The organism is Streptomyces spirodelae, from assembly GCF_017676385.1.
In the GTDB taxonomy this organism is placed as follows: Bacteria; Actinomycetota; Actinomycetes; order Streptomycetales; family Streptomycetaceae; genus Streptomyces; species Streptomyces spirodelae.
This window is the reverse complement of sequence record NZ_JAFFZN010000006.1, coordinates 105,150-120,943: the sequence shown is the minus strand read 5'-3', so window position 1 is coordinate 120,943 and position 15,794 is coordinate 105,150. Positions and strand designations below refer to the sequence as shown.

At 70.6% G+C, this 15,794-nt stretch carries 16 protein-coding genes; 6 read left to right on the top strand and 10 right to left on the bottom strand.

Annotation, left to right across the window (positions count from 1 at the left end):
- Positions 1-203 precede the first annotated feature (203 nt).
- On the top strand, positions 204-1,457 hold the full coding sequence (locus JW592_RS09280; RefSeq protein ID WP_209264463.1) for a glycosyltransferase family 4 protein: 1,254 nt from the start codon (positions 204-206) through the stop codon (positions 1,455-1,457).
- Positions 1,454-2,452, top strand: a complete 999-nt coding sequence (locus JW592_RS09275; RefSeq protein ID WP_209264462.1) for a hypothetical protein — start codon at positions 1,454-1,456, stop codon at positions 2,450-2,452. The genes JW592_RS09280 and JW592_RS09275 overlap by 4 nt, the downstream gene beginning before the upstream one ends.
- Here JW592_RS09275 and JW592_RS09270 read toward each other — a convergent pair.
- The 4 genes from JW592_RS09270 to JW592_RS09255 are packed head-to-tail and all read right to left on the bottom strand — an operon-like array spanning position 2,433 to position 5,318.
- Positions 2,433-2,834 (bottom strand): hypothetical protein, encoded by a 402-nt coding sequence (locus JW592_RS09270; protein WP_209264461.1) that lies wholly within the window; start codon positions 2,832-2,834, stop codon positions 2,433-2,435. The two genes, JW592_RS09275 and JW592_RS09270, sit on opposite strands and share 20 nt — an antisense overlap.
- An 8-nt stretch (positions 2,835-2,842) precedes the next feature.
- The gene (locus JW592_RS09265) at positions 2,843-3,379 is read right to left on the bottom strand and encodes a protease inhibitor I42 family protein (protein WP_209264460.1); all 537 of its coding nucleotides are present in this window, start codon (positions 3,377-3,379) and stop codon (positions 2,843-2,845) included.
- A gap of 11 nt (positions 3,380-3,390) precedes the next feature.
- The gene (locus tag JW592_RS09260) at positions 3,391-4,956 is read right to left on the bottom strand and encodes a peptidoglycan-binding protein (protein WP_209264459.1); all 1,566 of its coding nucleotides are present in this window, start codon (positions 4,954-4,956) and stop codon (positions 3,391-3,393) included.
- Complete coding sequence (locus JW592_RS09255) at positions 4,953-5,318, bottom strand: hypothetical protein (RefSeq protein WP_209264458.1); 366 nt, start codon at positions 5,316-5,318, stop codon at positions 4,953-4,955. The genes JW592_RS09260 and JW592_RS09255 overlap by 4 nt, the downstream gene beginning before the upstream one ends.
- Positions 5,319-5,548: 230 nt before the next feature.
- Here JW592_RS09255 and JW592_RS09250 point away from each other — a divergent pair, with 230 nt between their 5' ends.
- Both JW592_RS09250 and JW592_RS09245 read left to right on the top strand, forming a co-directional pair.
- On the top strand, positions 5,549-6,427 hold the full coding sequence (locus JW592_RS09250) for an aldo/keto reductase (RefSeq protein WP_209264457.1): 879 nt from the start codon (positions 5,549-5,551) through the stop codon (positions 6,425-6,427).
- Between the two features lie 17 nt (positions 6,428-6,444).
- Positions 6,445-6,624: a LysE family transporter gene (locus JW592_RS09245; RefSeq protein WP_229375475.1), complete on the top strand. Its 180-nt coding sequence runs from the start codon at positions 6,445-6,447 to the stop codon at positions 6,622-6,624.
- A gap of 70 nt (positions 6,625-6,694) precedes the next feature.
- Here the strand turns inward: JW592_RS09245 and dnaK are convergent, their stop codons facing one another.
- From dnaK to JW592_RS09230, 3 genes are all read right to left on the bottom strand, one after another.
- Positions 6,695-8,587 carry a molecular chaperone DnaK gene (gene dnaK / locus JW592_RS09240; protein WP_209264456.1) on the bottom strand — a complete coding sequence of 631 codons (1,893 nt, stop codon included), beginning with the start codon at positions 8,585-8,587 and terminating at the stop codon, positions 6,695-6,697.
- Positions 8,588-8,758: 171 nt separating this feature from the next.
- The gene (locus JW592_RS09235; RefSeq protein ID WP_209264455.1) at positions 8,759-9,499 is read right to left on the bottom strand and encodes a L,D-transpeptidase family protein; all 741 of its coding nucleotides are present in this window, start codon (positions 9,497-9,499) and stop codon (positions 8,759-8,761) included.
- 259 nt (positions 9,500-9,758) lie between these two features.
- Complete coding sequence (locus tag JW592_RS09230; protein WP_209264454.1) at positions 9,759-11,819, bottom strand: phosphocholine-specific phospholipase C; 2,061 nt, start codon at positions 11,817-11,819, stop codon at positions 9,759-9,761.
- A 321-nt stretch (positions 11,820-12,140) separates the two neighbouring features.
- Here JW592_RS09230 and JW592_RS09225 point away from each other — a divergent pair, with 321 nt between their 5' ends.
- Positions 12,141-13,388: an FUSC family protein gene (locus JW592_RS09225; RefSeq protein ID WP_209264453.1), complete on the top strand. Its 1,248-nt coding sequence runs from the start codon at positions 12,141-12,143 to the stop codon at positions 13,386-13,388.
- Between the two features lie 29 nt (positions 13,389-13,417).
- Here the strand turns inward: JW592_RS09225 and JW592_RS09220 are convergent, their stop codons facing one another.
- Both JW592_RS09220 and JW592_RS09215 read right to left on the bottom strand, forming a co-directional pair.
- Positions 13,418-13,993: a hypothetical protein gene (locus tag JW592_RS09220; protein WP_209264452.1), complete on the bottom strand. Its 576-nt coding sequence runs from the start codon at positions 13,991-13,993 to the stop codon at positions 13,418-13,420.
- Between the two features lie 141 nt (positions 13,994-14,134).
- Positions 14,135-14,662, bottom strand: a complete 528-nt coding sequence (locus JW592_RS09215; RefSeq protein WP_209264451.1) for a phospholipase A2 — start codon at positions 14,660-14,662, stop codon at positions 14,135-14,137.
- Between the two features lie 85 nt (positions 14,663-14,747).
- Between JW592_RS09215 and JW592_RS33325 the strand changes: the two genes are divergently transcribed.
- Entirely contained in the window at positions 14,748-14,987 is a 240-nt protein-coding gene (locus JW592_RS33325; RefSeq protein ID WP_209264450.1) for a hypothetical protein, read from the top strand.
- A 75-nt stretch (positions 14,988-15,062) separates the two neighbouring features.
- Here JW592_RS33325 and JW592_RS09205 read toward each other — a convergent pair whose 3' ends face one another.
- A complete protein-coding gene (locus JW592_RS09205; protein ID WP_209264449.1) occupies positions 15,063-15,296 on the bottom strand; it encodes a hypothetical protein in 234 nt (77 codons plus the stop codon).
- Positions 15,297-15,794: the final 498 nt, after the last annotated feature.

Sequence of the window (15,794 nt, the reverse complement as noted above, 5' to 3'; positions counted from 1 at the left end):
CCCGTCCGAGCCGTTCCGGCCGCCGGCGCGGCAGCGGCCCTCACCGCACACACGAGGGCCCTCACCACGGGCACGGCGCCCTTCACCGACTGACAGGCCCGCGCGCCGAGGACGGAGCGCGGCGCACGGCGCGGCCCCTCGCTGCGGTGACGCGGCGCCCGGGGGCACATCTTTTCCAAGCCACAGCACGAGAATGAGGGTAGATGCACATCTCGTTTCTCATCTTCAGCGCGTACGGGATGGGCGGAACCGTCCGCACCACGTTCAACCTGGCACAGGCGCTCGCCGAGCAGCACGACGTGGAGGTCGTATCGGTCTTCCGCTACCGGGACAGGCCGTTCTTCGAGCCGGGCAACGGCGTACGGCTGAGATCGCTGGTCGACATGCGGCGGCACCAGCCGACCTACGAAGGCGACGATCCCGAACACGCCCGTCCTGCCCGGGTCTTCCCGTCGGCCGACGGCCAGTTCTCCCAGCACAGCGAGTTGACCGACCGGCGGATCGGTGAGTACCTCGCGCACACCGAGGCGGATGTCGTGATCGGTACACGGCCCGGGCTCAACGTACACGTGGCCCGGCAGACGCGCCGTGGCCCCGTGCGGCTGGGGCAGGAGCACCTCACGCTCGCCACGCACTCCACACGGTTGAAGCTGCTGCTGCGTCGCACCTATCCCCGGCTGGACGCGGTCACCACGGTGACCGAGGCCGACGCCCGTGACTACCGCAGCACTCTGCGCCTGCCGGGCGTGCGCGTCGAAGGGCTTCCCAACAGCGTGCCCGAACCGGAGGTCGCCCCGACCGACGGCAGCGGCAAATGGGTCGTCGCCGCCGGCCGGCTCGCCCCCGCCAAGCGTTACGACATGCTGATACGCGCCTTCGGCAAGGTCGTGCGCGAGCGTCCCGACTGGGGCCTGCGCATCTACGGCCACGGCCGCGAGCACGACAAACTGCGGGCCCTCGTCGACGAACTCGGCCTCTACAACCACGTCTTCCTGATGGGCTCGGCACATCCCATCGAGGCCGAATGGGTGAAGGGCTCGGTCTGCGCGGTCACTTCGAGTCTCGAGTCCTTCGGCATGACCATCGTCGAGGCGATGCGGTGCGGTCTTCCGGTCGTGGCCACCGACTGTCCGCACGGCCCCAGGGAGATCATCCGCGACGGCGAGGACGGACTTCTCGTTCCCACAGGGGATGTGAGCGCGATGTCCGGGGCGCTGCTCCGCCTCATCAACGACGAGCAGCTCCGAGCACGGATGGGACGAGCCGCTCTCGCCGCGTCGGCCCGGTTCGATCCGGCGCAGGTGGCCGCCCGCTACGAGGATCTGCTCACCTCGTTGGTCAACCGCCCGTCCGGGACGCTGCACCGAGCACGCGGCACCGTTCTCGGCGGAGCGTACGCGGCCCGGGAGAGGGTCCGCCTGGGACTGGGACACGCCCTGGCGGGGGCGCGGGCATGAGCCGGCGTAGCCACGACACGTCACCGGACGGCGCGGCGGCGAGCGTCCCGGCAAGTGGCGCTTCTTCCGCCGGCGGACCCCACCACGCGCGCGCGGACTGCACGGCCGACGGCGCCGGAGGGCTCACCTTCGACGTACGGTTCTTCGACCGGAACGACGCTCAGACCGCTGCTCCGAATCCGCCGGAGCGCGCGGCCGTGCTCCTGCGCCCGCGCCAGCACAGCGGCGGCCCGGATGACGGCCTCAGGCTGCCGCTCAGCCGTTCAGGGGAGGGTGGCAGGCTGCGCGCCACGCTGCCCGGCACCGCCGGGCTGCGGGAGGGGCGTTGGGACGCCTATCTCGCCTGGGCCGACGAAGAGCCACAGCGACTGCTGCCCGGAGTGATCGACCTGCGCTCCCTCGTCGACCGGGTGCCGGTCGATACGCACACCGGGCTCGTCGCCCGCATCCCCTACACCACCAAGTACGGCAACCTCACCGTCCGCGCGTGGCATCGCCGGCCGCACGCCGAGGCCGGGGCGCTGCACGTGGAGGACGGTGCGATGGCGCTGGAGGGCAGGCTCTACGGCGCGCGGCTCTCCCCGGCCGCTCAGCTGGAGGCGCGTTCCCGCGACGCGGCGGTGCCGCCGGTCTGTGTACCGGTGCGCCGGAAGAGTGCGGAGGAAGCCGGAGTGAGTGCGGCACCCCGCGACGGCGAGGGCGACGGGGACGGGGGAGGCGACGGCCATCCGGGCAGCGGGTTCACCGCCGAACTGCCCTTCGGCCCCCTCGTCCCCGGAGATCAGGTCTGGGATCTGTGGGTGCGTCCTTCCCACGACGAGAAGCCGGTCCGTCTCGCCCGGATACTCGACGACGTTCCGGACAAGAAGCGGATCTTCCGCTACCCGTCGCGGCGAGTGGCAGACCCCGGCGGCGCCGTCCACTCGGTGCGGCCGTACTACACGGTCAACAACAACCTGTCCGTGCAGGTGAGTCCTAAGGAGCCGGAGGAGTAGCCGTGCTGGTCTGGCGGAGCGCCAGGATGGTGGCTGCCGAATCGAGCCAGCGGGCGAACTGTTCCTCGGCGTCCAGGTCGGTGGGCTCGAGTACGGAGGAGGCGGTGGCCAGCCACTCCTTGGCGGTCCGGGCCGCCTCCGCGCCCGGCAGGGGCTCCGGGAGTCCGACTGCGGCCCGCAGGCCGTCGCGGCGTACCACCTCGGCGAGGAACGCCAGCGCGCGGGGCAGCACGCCGAGTTCCTCCGCTGTCAGCGCGGCCGCCACGGCGCCGTCACCGAAGAGGGCGGTGCGGTGGGGGCCGCCCAGGGTCAGTCCGTAGCGGAGCAGCAGGGGGATGTCGAGGGCGCGCAGTTCGGCGTCGGTCGTCCGCTCCTGTGACATGTGGGGTGTCACTCCTTCACCGTGATATGGAAGACGACCTCGGGGCCCTTCTTGTCGGGCTCCGGGGACTTCTCGGCCTCGTCGTCGCACCGGAAGCAGTTCTTGCGCAGCCGCACTTGAGCGCTGCCCTCGGCCTTGGCGCGGTAGTCGAGGAAGAGGGAGCCCGGGGAGCCCATCCGGTCCGGGGAATCCGCCTTCTCGCGCTGGCCGGTCTTGACCACCACAGCGGTGTCGGGCTCCGGGTCCACGGGTTGCCAGTCGTATCCGGCACTGGGATTGATGCGCATTGTCAGTGTGAAGGTGTCGCCGGGAGCGACTCGCACGTCGGTGTGCTTCTTGTCGAAGACCTTGTCGGGGGTTGGCGACGCCGTGGGCGTTGCGGAAGCCGAGCCGGAGGAGGCCGGAGCGGGCGACGCGGTGGCCGGTTCGCCGTCGCTGCGTTCCCCGCCGGTGCCGTCCGCCCCGCCGCAGGCGGAGAGGGCCAGCAGCAGTGCGACGGCGGCGCCGGTGGCCGGGCCGGTGCGCCGGATGCGGGAACGTGTCATGAGCGCGGGACCTACTTCGGGTGGGGGAGCCGGATGTCGGTGGGGGTGGGGTACTGCTCGTTCGACGCGCCGTCCATGGTGCCGTTGACGAAGTCGTCCTCGCTGACCCAGGTGGTGAAGCCCCAGGGGTTGTAGATCTGGAGCTGGTCCCCCTCCTGGCCGATGATCATCATCTGGTGGCCGAACTCGTCGCCCCGGCGGGCGCCGAACGGCACCGGCTGTCCGCTGTTGACCGCGTCGCGGATCTTGGGCAGCACATCCTCGCGGGACTCCTTGCTCTCGACGACCAAGGCGTCGTAGTCGCTCCCGGTGTGGGCTCCGATCTCGTCATCGGCGACCATCTCGCTCTCCCGGCCGTTCATGCCCACCTTGCCCTCGGCACGCCGGTCGTAGACCCTGGTCTCCTCGTCGCGCAGCCGCTCCTCGAACGCCTCAGCGTTGTCGTGGTCCGGGTCCCCGGGGTGCCCGCCAGTGGTCAGCTGCAAGGCATACAGCGGGTCGCTCTGCGCATGCATGGTGACGGTGGAGAGCGCCACGCAGGTGTCGCCCTCCTGATCCCACATCTGGCCGTCGAAGGCCACCTTGTTCGACTGGTCGCCCTCCCGCCGCGAGTCGTCGGAGCGGGTGACGATGGGCGTCAGATGCTTCTGGAGCCAGGCGGGCTTGTCGCCGTACGGGTGGATCTTGTGGGCGAAGTCCTGGATGCGGGACATCGGGTAGCCGGCGGCCAGCGCCTTGACCAGATAGGCTCGTTCCTGCGGTGACTTGGCGCCGTCGAGCAGCTTGTCGTAGGCCGCCCGGTCGTGGGCGCTGAGGCTGTTGAGACGTACGCCGGAGCGTTCCAGGTCCCGATTGGTGAGGATCTCGTTCTCGTCGGGGTCCCCGCCGGGTGCGGCCGCGTCAGTGAGCACCACGCGGTCGGCGTCCGACAGGTGCCGGGTGTCCAGCCTGCCGGAGCGGGCCTCGGACGCCAGCTTGTCCAGCTCCCGTTCGGCCCGCTTGCCCGCCTCCTCGGCGGCCTCCACTCCCGACTCCAGATATCCGATGCCGTCGAGCGCCGCCTTGCGGGCCCGTTTGGCGTCCTCGGCGTTGGCGAAGAACGCGTTGTCGCCCTCGGGCAGCATGTTCCGTGCGGCGCGCAGCGCGTCCAGGCCGAAGTCGTGTCTGCTCTGCGCGGTGCCGATTCCCTCGGCCAGCCTGACCAGCTCACGGGCGGCCGTGCCGAACGTCTCCGACATGCGCTCCGCCGACCGCGCGGCGGCCTTGGTCACCTCGCTCGCCTTGGAACCGGCCTCGCCCACCCAGGTGTTCGGGAGCCCCGCGGTGGCCACGGCGCGCACGCCGCTGCGGACCTCGTCGGCCAGCGTGGCGGCCCTGCGGTAGTCGGCGGCCTTGCCCGCGACCGTGTCCGGGGAGCCGTCGGGGGCGGGAAAGCCGAGCGCCTCGTCGATGAGGTGGGCGAGCTTGATGTTGTCCGTGTCACCGTCGAATCCGCCCTTGCCGTCGAAATGGAGGGCTTCGAGCTTTCCGCGCAGTTTCTCCAGCGCTCCCTTGCGCCGCCGGCCCAGCGCGGTCACCGCTCTTTCTCTTTCGACACCGAGATGGAGTGCAGCTTGCTGCGGATGCCGTGGTCGGTGTTCACGTTCAGTTTGACGCCGTCCCCGATCTTGCGGTGGATCTCCCGCAGCGCCCCGGCGAGCACCTCCATCTCCTCGTGCCACGCATGGGCGAAGGAAGTGAACGCCTGCTGCCCGCCGTACTCACCGAAATCCGCGCCGCCGAAAGGATTCAGGACCCACGTCGGGAACGCGGGCCACGGCGCGCCGCCGCCCAGGGACTTCCCCATCCCGTCGAGCGTCCGGGCTGCCTCGTCCAGCCGGTCGCCCTGGCTGAGCGTGGGTTTGCGCTGCAGCCCCAGCTCCGCCCTTCCCTCCCCCATCGCCTTCTCCGCCTTCCGCGACATTCGGCGCCCCGGCCCCGGCCCACGACACCCGGGGCCTATCAGGCCCACGTCAAATGGCGGTCATCATAACGAGTCCCGGGCGGCCGGCCACCGACGGCCCACCCCTCCGCTGTGCGAGTGACAGGCCGCTGACCAGCGAACTCTCCCATAGGTGCGCAACTGCGGTGTTAACGTCGCCATTTGCGACGAGAGGGAAGAGTGAACCGATGGCAGCAGACACGTTCCGCATCGGCGGAACGCTCGAGGTAGGGCGGCTCGGTTTCGGAGCGATGCACTTGCCGACCGGAACCGGCCCCGAGCGCGACGCCGCCCGCGCGGTCGCCCGGCGGGCGGTTGAGCTGGGCGTCACGCTCATCGACACGGCCCACCTGTACGGCGGAGGAGCCAACGAGGAACTCCTCGCCGAAGCCCTGCACCCCTACCCGGACGACTTGCTGATCACGACCAAGGTCGGTGTCGCACGCACCGGCCCAGGGGGCGAGTGGAAGCTCGACGCCCGTCCGGCCGTCCTGCGCGAGCAGGTCGACCAGGCGCTGCGCCGGCTCCGCGTCGAACGGCTGGAACTGCTGCAACTGCACCGCATCGACCCGGACACGCCGATGGCCGACCAGCTCGGGACGCTGCGGGAACTGCAGGACGAGGGCAAGGTCGGGATGATCGGTCTGTCCGAGGTCGATGTCCATGAACTCGGCCGCGCCCGGGAGCTCGTGGAGGTCGCGAGCGTACAGAACCGCTACAACCTGCTCGACCGCGCGCACGAGCCCGTCCTGGCGGCCTGTGAGGCGGCGGGGATCGCGTTTCTGCCGTGGCGGCCCGTGGCGTCGGGGTCCTCGGAGACACGGGAGGAGGTTGCCGCAGTGGCGGCCGAACTCGGCGCCACCGGCAGCCAGGTCGCCCTCGCCTGGCTTCTCGGCCGCTCTCCGGTCATGCTGCCCATCCCCGGCACCGGACGGGTCGAGCACCTGGAGGAGAACCTCGCCGCGGCGGACCTGCAGCTGACACCGGCACAGCGCGAGCGGCTCGACGGGATCGGTGCCACCGGCCACCTCGACGCGCGGGCCCCGCGACACCGGCCCGGCAGCTGAGGGTGGCGGTCCTGGCGATGCTGCTCGCTTTCTCGGTGATCTGGGTGGTGGCCGATCTGATCTGGTACGTGCCGCTGGTCGCCCTGGCCGGGCGGGTCGGCGGCGTGCTGCGACGACCGTCCGTCCGCCGCCGGATGGAACAGGTCTCGGGTGCGGTGTTGGTGGGACTCGGCGTCAGGCTTGCCGTCGACTCGTAAGCGTGCCCGGCGTGGGGAACTGCTCTCCCAGTCCGCAAACAGTGCCCAGGGGCACCCCCTCACCGGCAGGTCAGCTGGAGCCGCCCTTCTCGTCCTTTTCGTCGTCGACGATCTCGGCGTCCACGACGTCATCCTCCGCACCGGGGGCGCCGGAGGCACCTGCGGCGGCGGAGTCCGAACCGTCCGGGCCAGGCGCGCCATGCGCACCCGCGTACATGGCCTGCCCCAGCTTCTGGCTGACCGTGCTGACGCGCTCAGCGGCGGCACGGATCGCGGCGGTGCTGTCGCTGTCGGCCGACTCCGCCTTCAGCTTCTCCTTCAGCTCGCCGACCGCCTCCTCGACCTCGGACCTGGTGTCGGCGGGGACCTTTTCCGCGTTCTCGGCCAGGAACTTCTCGGTCTGGTGGACGAGAGCTTCGGCCTGGTTGCGGGTCTCGGCGGCCTCGCGCCGCCGACGGTCCTCGTCAGCGTGCTGCTCGGCCTCCCGCATCATCCGGTCGATATCTTCCTTGGGCAGGCTGGAGCCGCCGGTGACCTGCATCTTCTGTTCCTTGCCCGTCCCCTGGTCCTTGGCGGAGACGTGCATGATCCCGTTGGCGTCGATGTCGAAGGCGACCTCGATCTGCGGCACACCCCGCGGGGCGGGCGGCAGCCCGGTCAGCTCGAACATGCCCAGCTTCTTGTTGTACGCCGCGATCTCCCGCTCGCCCTGGAACACCTGCACGTTCACCGAGGGCTGGTTGTCCTCGGCGGTGGTGAAGATCTCCGAACGCCGGGTGGGGATGGTGGTGTTGCGCTCGATCAGCTTGGTCATCACGCCGCCCTTGGTCTCGATACCGAGGGACAGCGGAGTGACGTCCAGCAGCAGGACGTCCTTGACCTCACCCTTGAGCACACCGGCCTGCAGGGAGGCGCCGATGGCGACCACCTCGTCCGGGTTCACGCCCTTGTGCGGATCCTTACCGGTGAGGTTCTTGACCAGTTCCGTCACCGCGGGCATCCGGGTGGAGCCGCCGACCAGGATCACATGGTCGACGTCGGAGACATCGATACCCGCGTCGCGCACCGCGCTGTGGAACGGCCCCTCGCAGCGTTCGAGCAGATCCGCGGTCAACTGCTCGAACTGGGCCCTGGTGAGCTTCTCGTCCAGGTGGAGCGGGCCCTCGGCGGACGCGGTGATGTAGGGCAGGTTGATCGTCGTCTCGGTCGTCGCCGACAGCTCGATCTTCGCCTTCTCGGCGGCCTCGCGCAGCCGCTGCACGGCCATCTTGTCCTTGGCCAGGTCGACGCCGTAGCCGTTCTTGAACTGCTTGACCAGATGGTCGACGATCCGCTGGTCCCAGTCGTCACCGCCGAGGTGGGTGTCGCCGGAGGTGGACTTCACCTCGACCACGCCCTCGCCGATCTCCAGCAGCGAGACGTCGAAGGTCCCGCCGCCCAGGTCGAAGACGAGGACCGTCTGGTCGTTCTCCTTGTCCAGCCCGTAGGCGAGCGCGGCTGAGGTGGGCTCGTTGATGATCCGCAGGACGTCGAGCCCGGCGATCTCGCCCGCCTCCTTGGTCGCGGTGCGCTGCGAGTCGTTGAAGTAGGCGGGCACGGTGATGACCGCGTCCGTCACCTCGTCGCCGAGGAACGCCTCCGCGTCCCGCTTGAGCTTCTGCAGCACCCGAGCGGAGATCTCCTGCGCGGTGTACTGCTTGCCGTCGATGGTGCCGGACGCCGGGAAGCGCCATTGCGACTCGCCCACGTGCCGCTTCACGGAGCGGGCCGTGCGCTCCACGTTGGTGACGGCCTGCCGCTTGGCGACCTCCCCCACGAGCACCTCGCCGCCCTTGGCGAACGCCACCACGGACGGTGTCGTACGGGCTCCTTCCGCGTTGGTGACGACCGTGGGCTCGCCGCCCTCCAGCACGGAGACCACGGAGTTCGTCGTACCGAGATCGATACCGACTGCGCGTGCCACCTCGACTCTCCTCTCCTGCGTTGCCGCCGTACACAGTGATCGCAGCGAGCGGCGAGCACGGAACTGCCGCAGAGACAGACCTCTGCCTCTCTATCCTGCATAAAAGTTGAGTCGCCTCTTGTCAAGAGAGCGTCGTGCTCGCCGCCCGCGAATGCTCGTACAGCGCCGGGCTCACTCCGCCGGTTTGCGGCCCCAGATACGGACGGCGTCGCCGACCCTCATCCAGTTCCACAGGCGCTCCGCGTCCTCGTAGCGCATATTGACGCAGCCGTGCGAACCGGGCGGGTCGTAGATGTTCACCCGCGTCCCGTGGAATGCCTGGCCGCCGCTGAAGTACTGGCTGAACGGCATGGGCTGGTGGTAGAGGGTCGAATAGTCGTCCCGTACCCGGCGCTGGATCTTGAAGCGTCCGGTGCGCGTCTCGTACCCCGGCGCGCCACTGCGGATGGGCACCGCACGGATGACGACCTTGTGATTCTTGACCAGCCACATCACCTGGTGCGTCAGATCGAGGCAGGCCAGCCGCGCGCGCGTCGGCGGGCAGTGCTTGTCCGCGAGCAGCACCTCGGGATGGCCCGCCGCCCAGCGCGCGTACAGGGCCCGGTAGGTGGCCGGGGACGCGTAGCCGTCGGCGGGCAGCACACCTTCCTCTTCCTGGAAGTGCTGGATCGCCGCGCAGTCCTCCGGCGACTGCCGGCCGTCGACCGGGAGCCCCAGATACTTCTCGACCTCCCGCTGTTGCGGGCCGGTCCGTGTGGAGCACGCCGCCGCTGAGGCGTCCGGCCCCTGCCCCGCCGGGTGCGGGGCGTGCGCCTGGGAGGGTGCGGCCTCGGCGAGGCCGAGCAGCAACAGCAGCGCCAGGACGGGCAGCTGTGCTGTGCGGCTGGGGAGAGGGAAATTCTTCGCTGGCATGCCCGGGCATCTGCCCAGGCTGCTGCGAACGCAGTACGGAACCGCGCGGATTCACCCGACCGCCGCACTCGGGTTGCTCCTTCCCCGGGTCGGTGCCCCGGCCCGCCCGGGGAGCCTTCCCACCCAGGGCCTTCCCACCTGGGGAGCCTTCCCACCCAGGGGTCTTCTCGCCCGGACCCCCGGGCCCACCGGCCCCGTGCGGGCCGGGGCCGGGGCTGGTGGGTCCGGGCGGTCGAGGGGTCAGGCCGTCGCCAAGGTGTCAGGCCGTCAGTGTGGCCGGGTCGCTGACGCCGGTCTCGCCGGTCTCGACATGGCCCGCGAGACGGCGCTGCCAGTCGGTGCCGGTGTCGGAGGTGACCGTCAGGTCGTACCAGCGCTTGCTCGCGCGCAGGCTCACCGTGCGCACCACCGTGCCGCCGGCCGGCACCTTGTGAGTGGCCTTGGCGCCGCCGTAGGCATTGGTCACCGTCAGCTCGCAGTCGGTGTCGCCCGCGTTGGTGAGGGTGAGCTCGATGTCGCCGCTCTTGTCCAGGTGACGTGCCCTCACCTCGGGTCCCGCCTGCTTGCCCGGTCCCTTGAAGGTGCGCAGAAAGCCGTTGGGTCCGTGCGCTGTCAGGTCGTAGCTGCCGTGGGAGTAGGCGCTGTTCCAGGTGTCGGAGAGCCGCTTGCCCGACTCGGTGCTGTAGGTCCAGGGGCCGTCGGTGCGGTTGGCCGAGGTGACCAGGAAGAAGGCGCCCGCCGAGGAGCCGCCGCTGAAGGTGAGGGTGAACTTGCCCTGCTCCGGATGGGCCGTGCCGTCCACCAGCGGCGCGTACGGCAGCGGTCGCGTGGGCCGGGAGCCCGCCTCCTGCTTGGGCAGCGCCGGCTTGGCCGGCGGCTTGGGCACATAGCTGTCGTGCCGCTCGTTGTCCGGCGGCTCGTAGGCGTCCGTGCTGGGCAGGTCAGCGGGGTCGGTGTCCTTGAGGGTGAAGTCGAAAGCGGAGGTCAGGTCGCCGCACAGGGCGCGCCGCCAGGGCGAGATGTGGGGCTCGTGCACACCGAAGCGGCGCTCCATGAAGCGGATGATGGAGGTGTGGTCGAACAGTTCGGAGCACACATAGCCGCCCGTGCTCCACGGGGAGACCACGAACATGGGCACGCGCTGGCCGAAGCCGTAGGGTCCGGGCTCGTAGCCGGCGACGCCGCCCTTGTAGTAGTCGGGCGCGGTGTCCACGGTGGAGCGGCCCTGGGCCGCGGAGGCCGGCGGGTAGGGCGGGACGACGTGGTCGAAGTAGCCGTCGTTCTCGTCGTAGGTGATCAGCAGCGCCGTCTTCGCCCACACCTTCGGGTTGGAGGTGAGCGCGTCCAGCGCCTGGGAGATGTACCAGGCGCCGTAGTTGGCCGGGAAGTTGGGGTGCTCGGTGAACGCCTCGGGGGAGGCGATCCAGGAGACCTGCGGCAGCCGGTCGGCCTTGACGTCGGCCTTGAGGAGGTCGAAGAAGCCCTCGCCCCGCTTGGCGTCGGTGCCGGTGCGGGCCTTGTCGTAGAGGGGATCGCCGGGCTCGGCGTCGCGGTACTTGTTGAAGTACAGCAGCGAGTTGTCGCCGTAGTTGCCCCGGTAGGCGTCCTCGATCCAGCCCCAGCTGCCGTCCGCGTCGAGGCCGTCGCCGATGTCCTGGTAGATCTTCCAGGAGATGCCCGCCTGCTCCAGCCGCTCCGGGTACGTCGTCCAGCCGTACCCGGCCTCCTCGTTGCCCAGGACCGGTCCGCCACCCTCGCCGTCGTTTCCTGCGTAGCCGCTCCACATGTAGTAGCGGTTGGGGTCGGTGGCGCCGATCATCGAGCAGTGGTACGCGTCGCAGATGGTGAAGGCGTCGGCGAGCGCGTAGTGGAAGGGGATGTCCTGGCGGGTCAGATACGCCATGGTGCCGGTGCCCTTGGCGGGAATCCACTGGTCGTACCTGCCCTCGTTCCACGCCTGGTGGCCGCCGCCCCAGTCGTGGTTGAGGCCCGCGATGAACTGCATGCCCAGGTTCTCGGCGTCCGGGTGGTAGGGCAGTACGTCCTTGCCGCCGCCGGACTGCTGCCAGACCGTCCGCTTGCCGGTCGGTGCGGCCGGACGCGGGTCGCCGAAGCCCCGGACGCCCCTCAGGGTGCCGAAGTAGTGGTCGAAGGACCGGTTCTCCTGCATCAGCACGACGATGTGCTCGACGTCGTCGATCGTGCCGGAACGGCGGGCTGCGGGGATGGCGGCGGCGCGCTCGATGCTGCCGGACAGGGCCGAGAAGCCCGCGGTCGCGCCGGCTATCTGCAGGAACCGGCGCCGGTTGAGTTCTGGCATGGGTCTGCTGACCTCACAGGGCGTGGTCGGAAACGTCGGACCGGCAGAGTGTGTCAAGGACACCCGCCACCATGGAAGGCCACCTGTATGAACAAGTTGGCAACAACCGGGGGCGAAACGGAGTACCAGCTCCCCTGCCACCAGCGAAGATGCTGACACCAGGCAGGACGGTCGTCGGCACACTGCGTTCCGTTGCCCGCGGGAACCAGCACAGTGACCACCGCCACACGCCACCGACCGGGAAAACGGGCACCCCGACACCTGCCCGGTTGCAGCACCGAGGCTTCGCAGGACGGACGATGACGCGGTGGGGGAACCACGATGAGCGAGGAGGCGGATGTGTCCCACGACGAGCGGGCACCGCGTAGCCAGAGCCGGCCTGCGCGGGCACGGCAATGGCTGGCACGCGCCAGGGGATCGGCGGGGCACGAACGCCACCTCCTGGAGATCATCGGCAAGAGCACCCTGGCGGCCTCCGCCTCCTGGTACGTGGCCCACAATCTGATGGCCGCCCAGTCTCCGGCGTTCGCCCCCTTCTCCGCCGTACTGATCATGCAGGTGACCATCTACCAGTCGCTGCTCCAGGCGCTCCGCTATCTCGGCGCGGTATCGGCCGGGGTGTTCGTGCAAGCCGCGCTGGGCTTCCTGGCCGGGCCCGACCTGCTCACCTTCGTCCTGGTCGCACTGATCGCGATGACGATCGGCCGCTGGGGACGGCTCGGCTCGCAGGGCTCGCAGGTGGCGACCGCCGCCTTCTTCGCCTTCTCCACCTACGCCTCAGCCACCGACAACACACAGCGGATCGAACAGCTCGGTCAGATCCTCGCGCTGGTCTGCATCGGCTGCGGGATCGGCGTGCTGGTCAACCTCACCGTGATGCCTCCGATGCGCTACCGCGGCGCCGAAGAGGGCATCCATGTTCTGGCCCACTCCCAGTGCGACCTGATGAGCGACATGTATCCCGCACTGCGCGAGGGCGACATGGACGAGGAGCGCACCCGTCACTGGCGGCGGCGCGCCGCGACGCTGGGCCCGCTGGTCACCCAGGCCCGCTCGGCGCTGCACACCGCGGTGGAGAGCAAGTACTACAACCCCCGGCGGCTGCTGCCCGGCCGTTGGGGGGACGAGGACTTCTCCGGCTACATCGAACTCGTCGACGCGCTGGAGCGCGTCACCCACCAGCTCACGTCCATGACCCGGACGCTGGACCAGTGGCCGCAGGACGAGGACGGCGAGGAGAGCCGCGCGTTCCTCACGGACTACGCCGCGCTGTTGGAGGCGCTCGCCGAGATCACCCGCCAGTTCGGCGAAATCGAACAGCGGCAGCTCACCCAGCAGGCCAAGAGGCTGTGCCAGGCGGCGGAGAGGGCACAGGAGACCCGGAAGACCTTGATCGAGAACACCCGCGAGACCTCACTGCCGCTGAGCGACCCGTCCCGCCCCTATGGCATCCTCCTCACCGAGGCCATCCGGCTGATGGACGAGGCCCAGCACTCCTGTGACACCCTCCAGCACTCGGTGCGGGAAGCCGCACAGACCGGCGAACTGCAGGAAAAGACCGCCCACTGAACGGGCGAGAGGCCCTCGTGGCTTCCTGGTCAACGCCGCAGGCTGTAGCGGATGATCCGGGATCTCGCCTCCCGTTCACTCAGGCCCAGGGCCTCGCCCGCCGCCTCCCAGGGGATTTCGTCGGTGTGGATGTTCCGGGCTGCCAGATGACCGACGTCCACGGTGATGCGCTCCAGCTCGGCCACGGCGCGGACCGCTGCCAGCGGCGCCTGGTCGGCGAGGGCTAACAGCTCGTCCCCCAGCTGCTCCAGCCGTTCCGTCAGCCCGACGGGCAGCGGCACCGAACGCCGCTCCACCTCGCGGATGTGCCGGCGCCACTCCTTGCGGGCGGCCGAGTCGTCGAAGCCGGCCCGGCTGCGCCACCGCTCCCAGTCGAGGGGATAGCGCTGCTCGCCCCGCCATCCGCAAGTGCACGCCGCACGCGCCCAGGCCGCCCGGGGCCGGGACGGCAGCCGACCGTCGTACGCCCACCACTCGGTGGTCTTCTCCATCCGGGGACCACTGCCGACGTCCAGGTACACCGGCCCCGGTTCGCTGCCGTCGGCCAGCAGCGCTCCGGCCCACCCCTCGTGCGACGCGCCGAACTCCTCGCTGCGCCATCCCATCGACGTCCCCCTCCGTGCCGCTGGCCCGGTGCCCCGGCTCCCTGCCCGAGCATGCCCCAGCAGCGCGCCCGGGACCCGGGGAACGGTCAGAAGACCTGGGGAAGGCCAAAAGAAGCCCGGAGAAGGCCAGAGGTCAGAAGGTCAGAAGAAGGAGGAGTCTCCGGCGAGCTGGACCGCCAGGTAGTAGGCCCTCGACGCGTTGACGCAGTTGGTGTGGCGCAGCGGCGTCTTGTAGCTGTCGTCGCAGATGCGCCGCATCTCGGTGCGGAAGCGGCCGTCGATCCAGTTCTTGGTCTTCCGGGTCGGGTCGAGCTTCAGCTCGTGGTTGCCGCCGTAGTTGCGGTAACCGAAGTCGTGCTGGACGCAGGCGGGGCGGAAGACCTCGCTGTAGGGCGCGTATCCGGTCGGCACGGAGCAGCCGTCCGTCGTCCAGTTGAACGGCGGCACGTGGGGGGCGCGCGCGAACTCACCGTAGGGGAGGTTCATCAGCTCGTCCGCCTCGGCCCGGACTGCCGGTGGCGCCGGCGCGACGGCCACGATTCCGCGGTCGGCACTCGGGTGGGGGTGGGAGGCCGCGGCGGCGGTGCCGGGGGCTGCGAGGGCGCCGCCCAGGGCCGCGGAGACGGCGAGGGTTCCCGCGGTCAGCGTGGTGGAGAACTTCGCGCGCATCGTGACCCCCAGGTCTCGGCTCGGAGCGCTGTCGGCCTGGGCAACGAGCCGCTTCGCCCTCCGGTGCGCCGCTTCCCTCCTCCGGGTGAGCGGGCTGTCTCCGCGTCAGAAGGCTGTCTCCTCGTCAGAGGGCCGTCCGCGTGGGGCGGTCAGCGGAGTGCGCGGCCGGCCCGCCGCGCGGCGGGCCGGCCGGCTGGGTCAGCGGCTGTTCCGCCCCATGGCCGTCGCGCTGCGCAACACGGCGCTGCGGCTCGCGCTCTCGGGGGTGACGCTCCGTACCGTGCTGCGGCACGCCGACCGGCGACCGCCCACGCTGGGCCGGTGAAGCCGCCTCCGAGCCGCCGGACTGCCGGACCGCCCGCTCCCGAGGGGTGCGAGCGGTCCGGCACAGGGGGTCGAGTCAGAGGAGCCCGAGCACGCCGAGCCCGAAGAGCCCCTTGCCGTTACCGAGCTTCACCAACTGCGGGCTGCCCTCGGAGCGGGCCTCCTGATACGGCGCCGGGGCCGAAGCGGTGGTCCCCCGGTCATCGGACGGGGCGGCGGCCTGGGCGACCCCGCACAGCGGCACCAGAGCGGTCACCGTGAGGGCTGCGAGGGCGGTCGCGGTGCGGGACAGCTGAGGAATGCGGCGCATGGGAACTCCTTCTGTTCGGCTGAGCCGCGCCCGGCGGTCGGGCCGAACGCGGTCGTGCACCTGGTCGTAGCGGCGATCGAGCGGTCCTCCCCGTTGGACGGCCGAAACCGGACCGCTCGGCTGACCCACCGGGCGGGACCTGGCTGCGGGCGCTGACTCCACGCTGCCCCGCCCCGGGGGTGCGTGCGCGCGCTGTTGAGCCGGACAGGGCACCCGATACCCCTGGGTGGCCCACTCGCGGGCCGAACCGCGCCCCGTGGCGGCTCACCCTCAGCGCCCCGCGCGGGCGGCGGCCCAGCGGCGTACCCCGAAGACACCGACGCCGAGGAGCAGGGCGGCGGCGCCCGGGACGACCGACGACAGCGGCAGCGCGCAGGCCAGGGCCAGACAGCCGCGGCATCGCTTTCCCCCTGCGTGGGCGGTCCGCCTCGGACCTTGGCCGAGGGAGGTTGCGGGCTCTTCCTCCCGCCCCTGCGCAGGGGGTGCCCCTTGCTCGAC

Bases quoted from the DNA above. Each gene is read 5' to 3' on its own strand.
- JW592_RS09280 (WP_209264463.1), top strand. From the start codon at position 204: ATGCACATCTCGTTTCTCATCTTCAGCGCGTACGGGATGGGCGGAACC.
- JW592_RS09275 (WP_209264462.1), top strand. From the start codon at position 1,454: ATGAGCCGGCGTAGCCACGACACGTCACCGGACGGCGCGGCGGCGAGC.
- JW592_RS09270 (WP_209264461.1), bottom strand. From the start codon at position 2,834: ATGTCACAGGAGCGGACGACCGACGCCGAACTGCGCGCCCTCGACATC.
- JW592_RS09265 (WP_209264460.1), bottom strand. From the start codon at position 3,379: ATGACACGTTCCCGCATCCGGCGCACCGGCCCGGCCACCGGCGCCGCC.
- JW592_RS09255 (WP_209264458.1), bottom strand. From the start codon at position 5,318: ATGGGGGAGGGAAGGGCGGAGCTGGGGCTGCAGCGCAAACCCACGCTC.
- JW592_RS09250 (WP_209264457.1), top strand. From the start codon at position 5,549: ATGGCAGCAGACACGTTCCGCATCGGCGGAACGCTCGAGGTAGGGCGG.
- JW592_RS09245 (WP_229375475.1), top strand. From the start codon at position 6,445: ATGCTGCTCGCTTTCTCGGTGATCTGGGTGGTGGCCGATCTGATCTGG.
- JW592_RS09235 (WP_209264455.1), bottom strand. From the start codon at position 9,499: ATGCCAGCGAAGAATTTCCCTCTCCCCAGCCGCACAGCACAGCTGCCC.
- JW592_RS09230 (WP_209264454.1), bottom strand. From the start codon at position 11,819: ATGCCAGAACTCAACCGGCGCCGGTTCCTGCAGATAGCCGGCGCGACC.
- JW592_RS09225 (WP_209264453.1), top strand. From the start codon at position 12,141: ATGAGCGAGGAGGCGGATGTGTCCCACGACGAGCGGGCACCGCGTAGC.
- JW592_RS09220 (WP_209264452.1), bottom strand. From the start codon at position 13,993: ATGGGATGGCGCAGCGAGGAGTTCGGCGCGTCGCACGAGGGGTGGGCC.
- JW592_RS09215 (WP_209264451.1), bottom strand. From the start codon at position 14,662: ATGCGCGCGAAGTTCTCCACCACGCTGACCGCGGGAACCCTCGCCGTC.
- JW592_RS09205 (WP_209264449.1), bottom strand. From the start codon at position 15,296: ATGCGCCGCATTCCTCAGCTGTCCCGCACCGCGACCGCCCTCGCAGCC.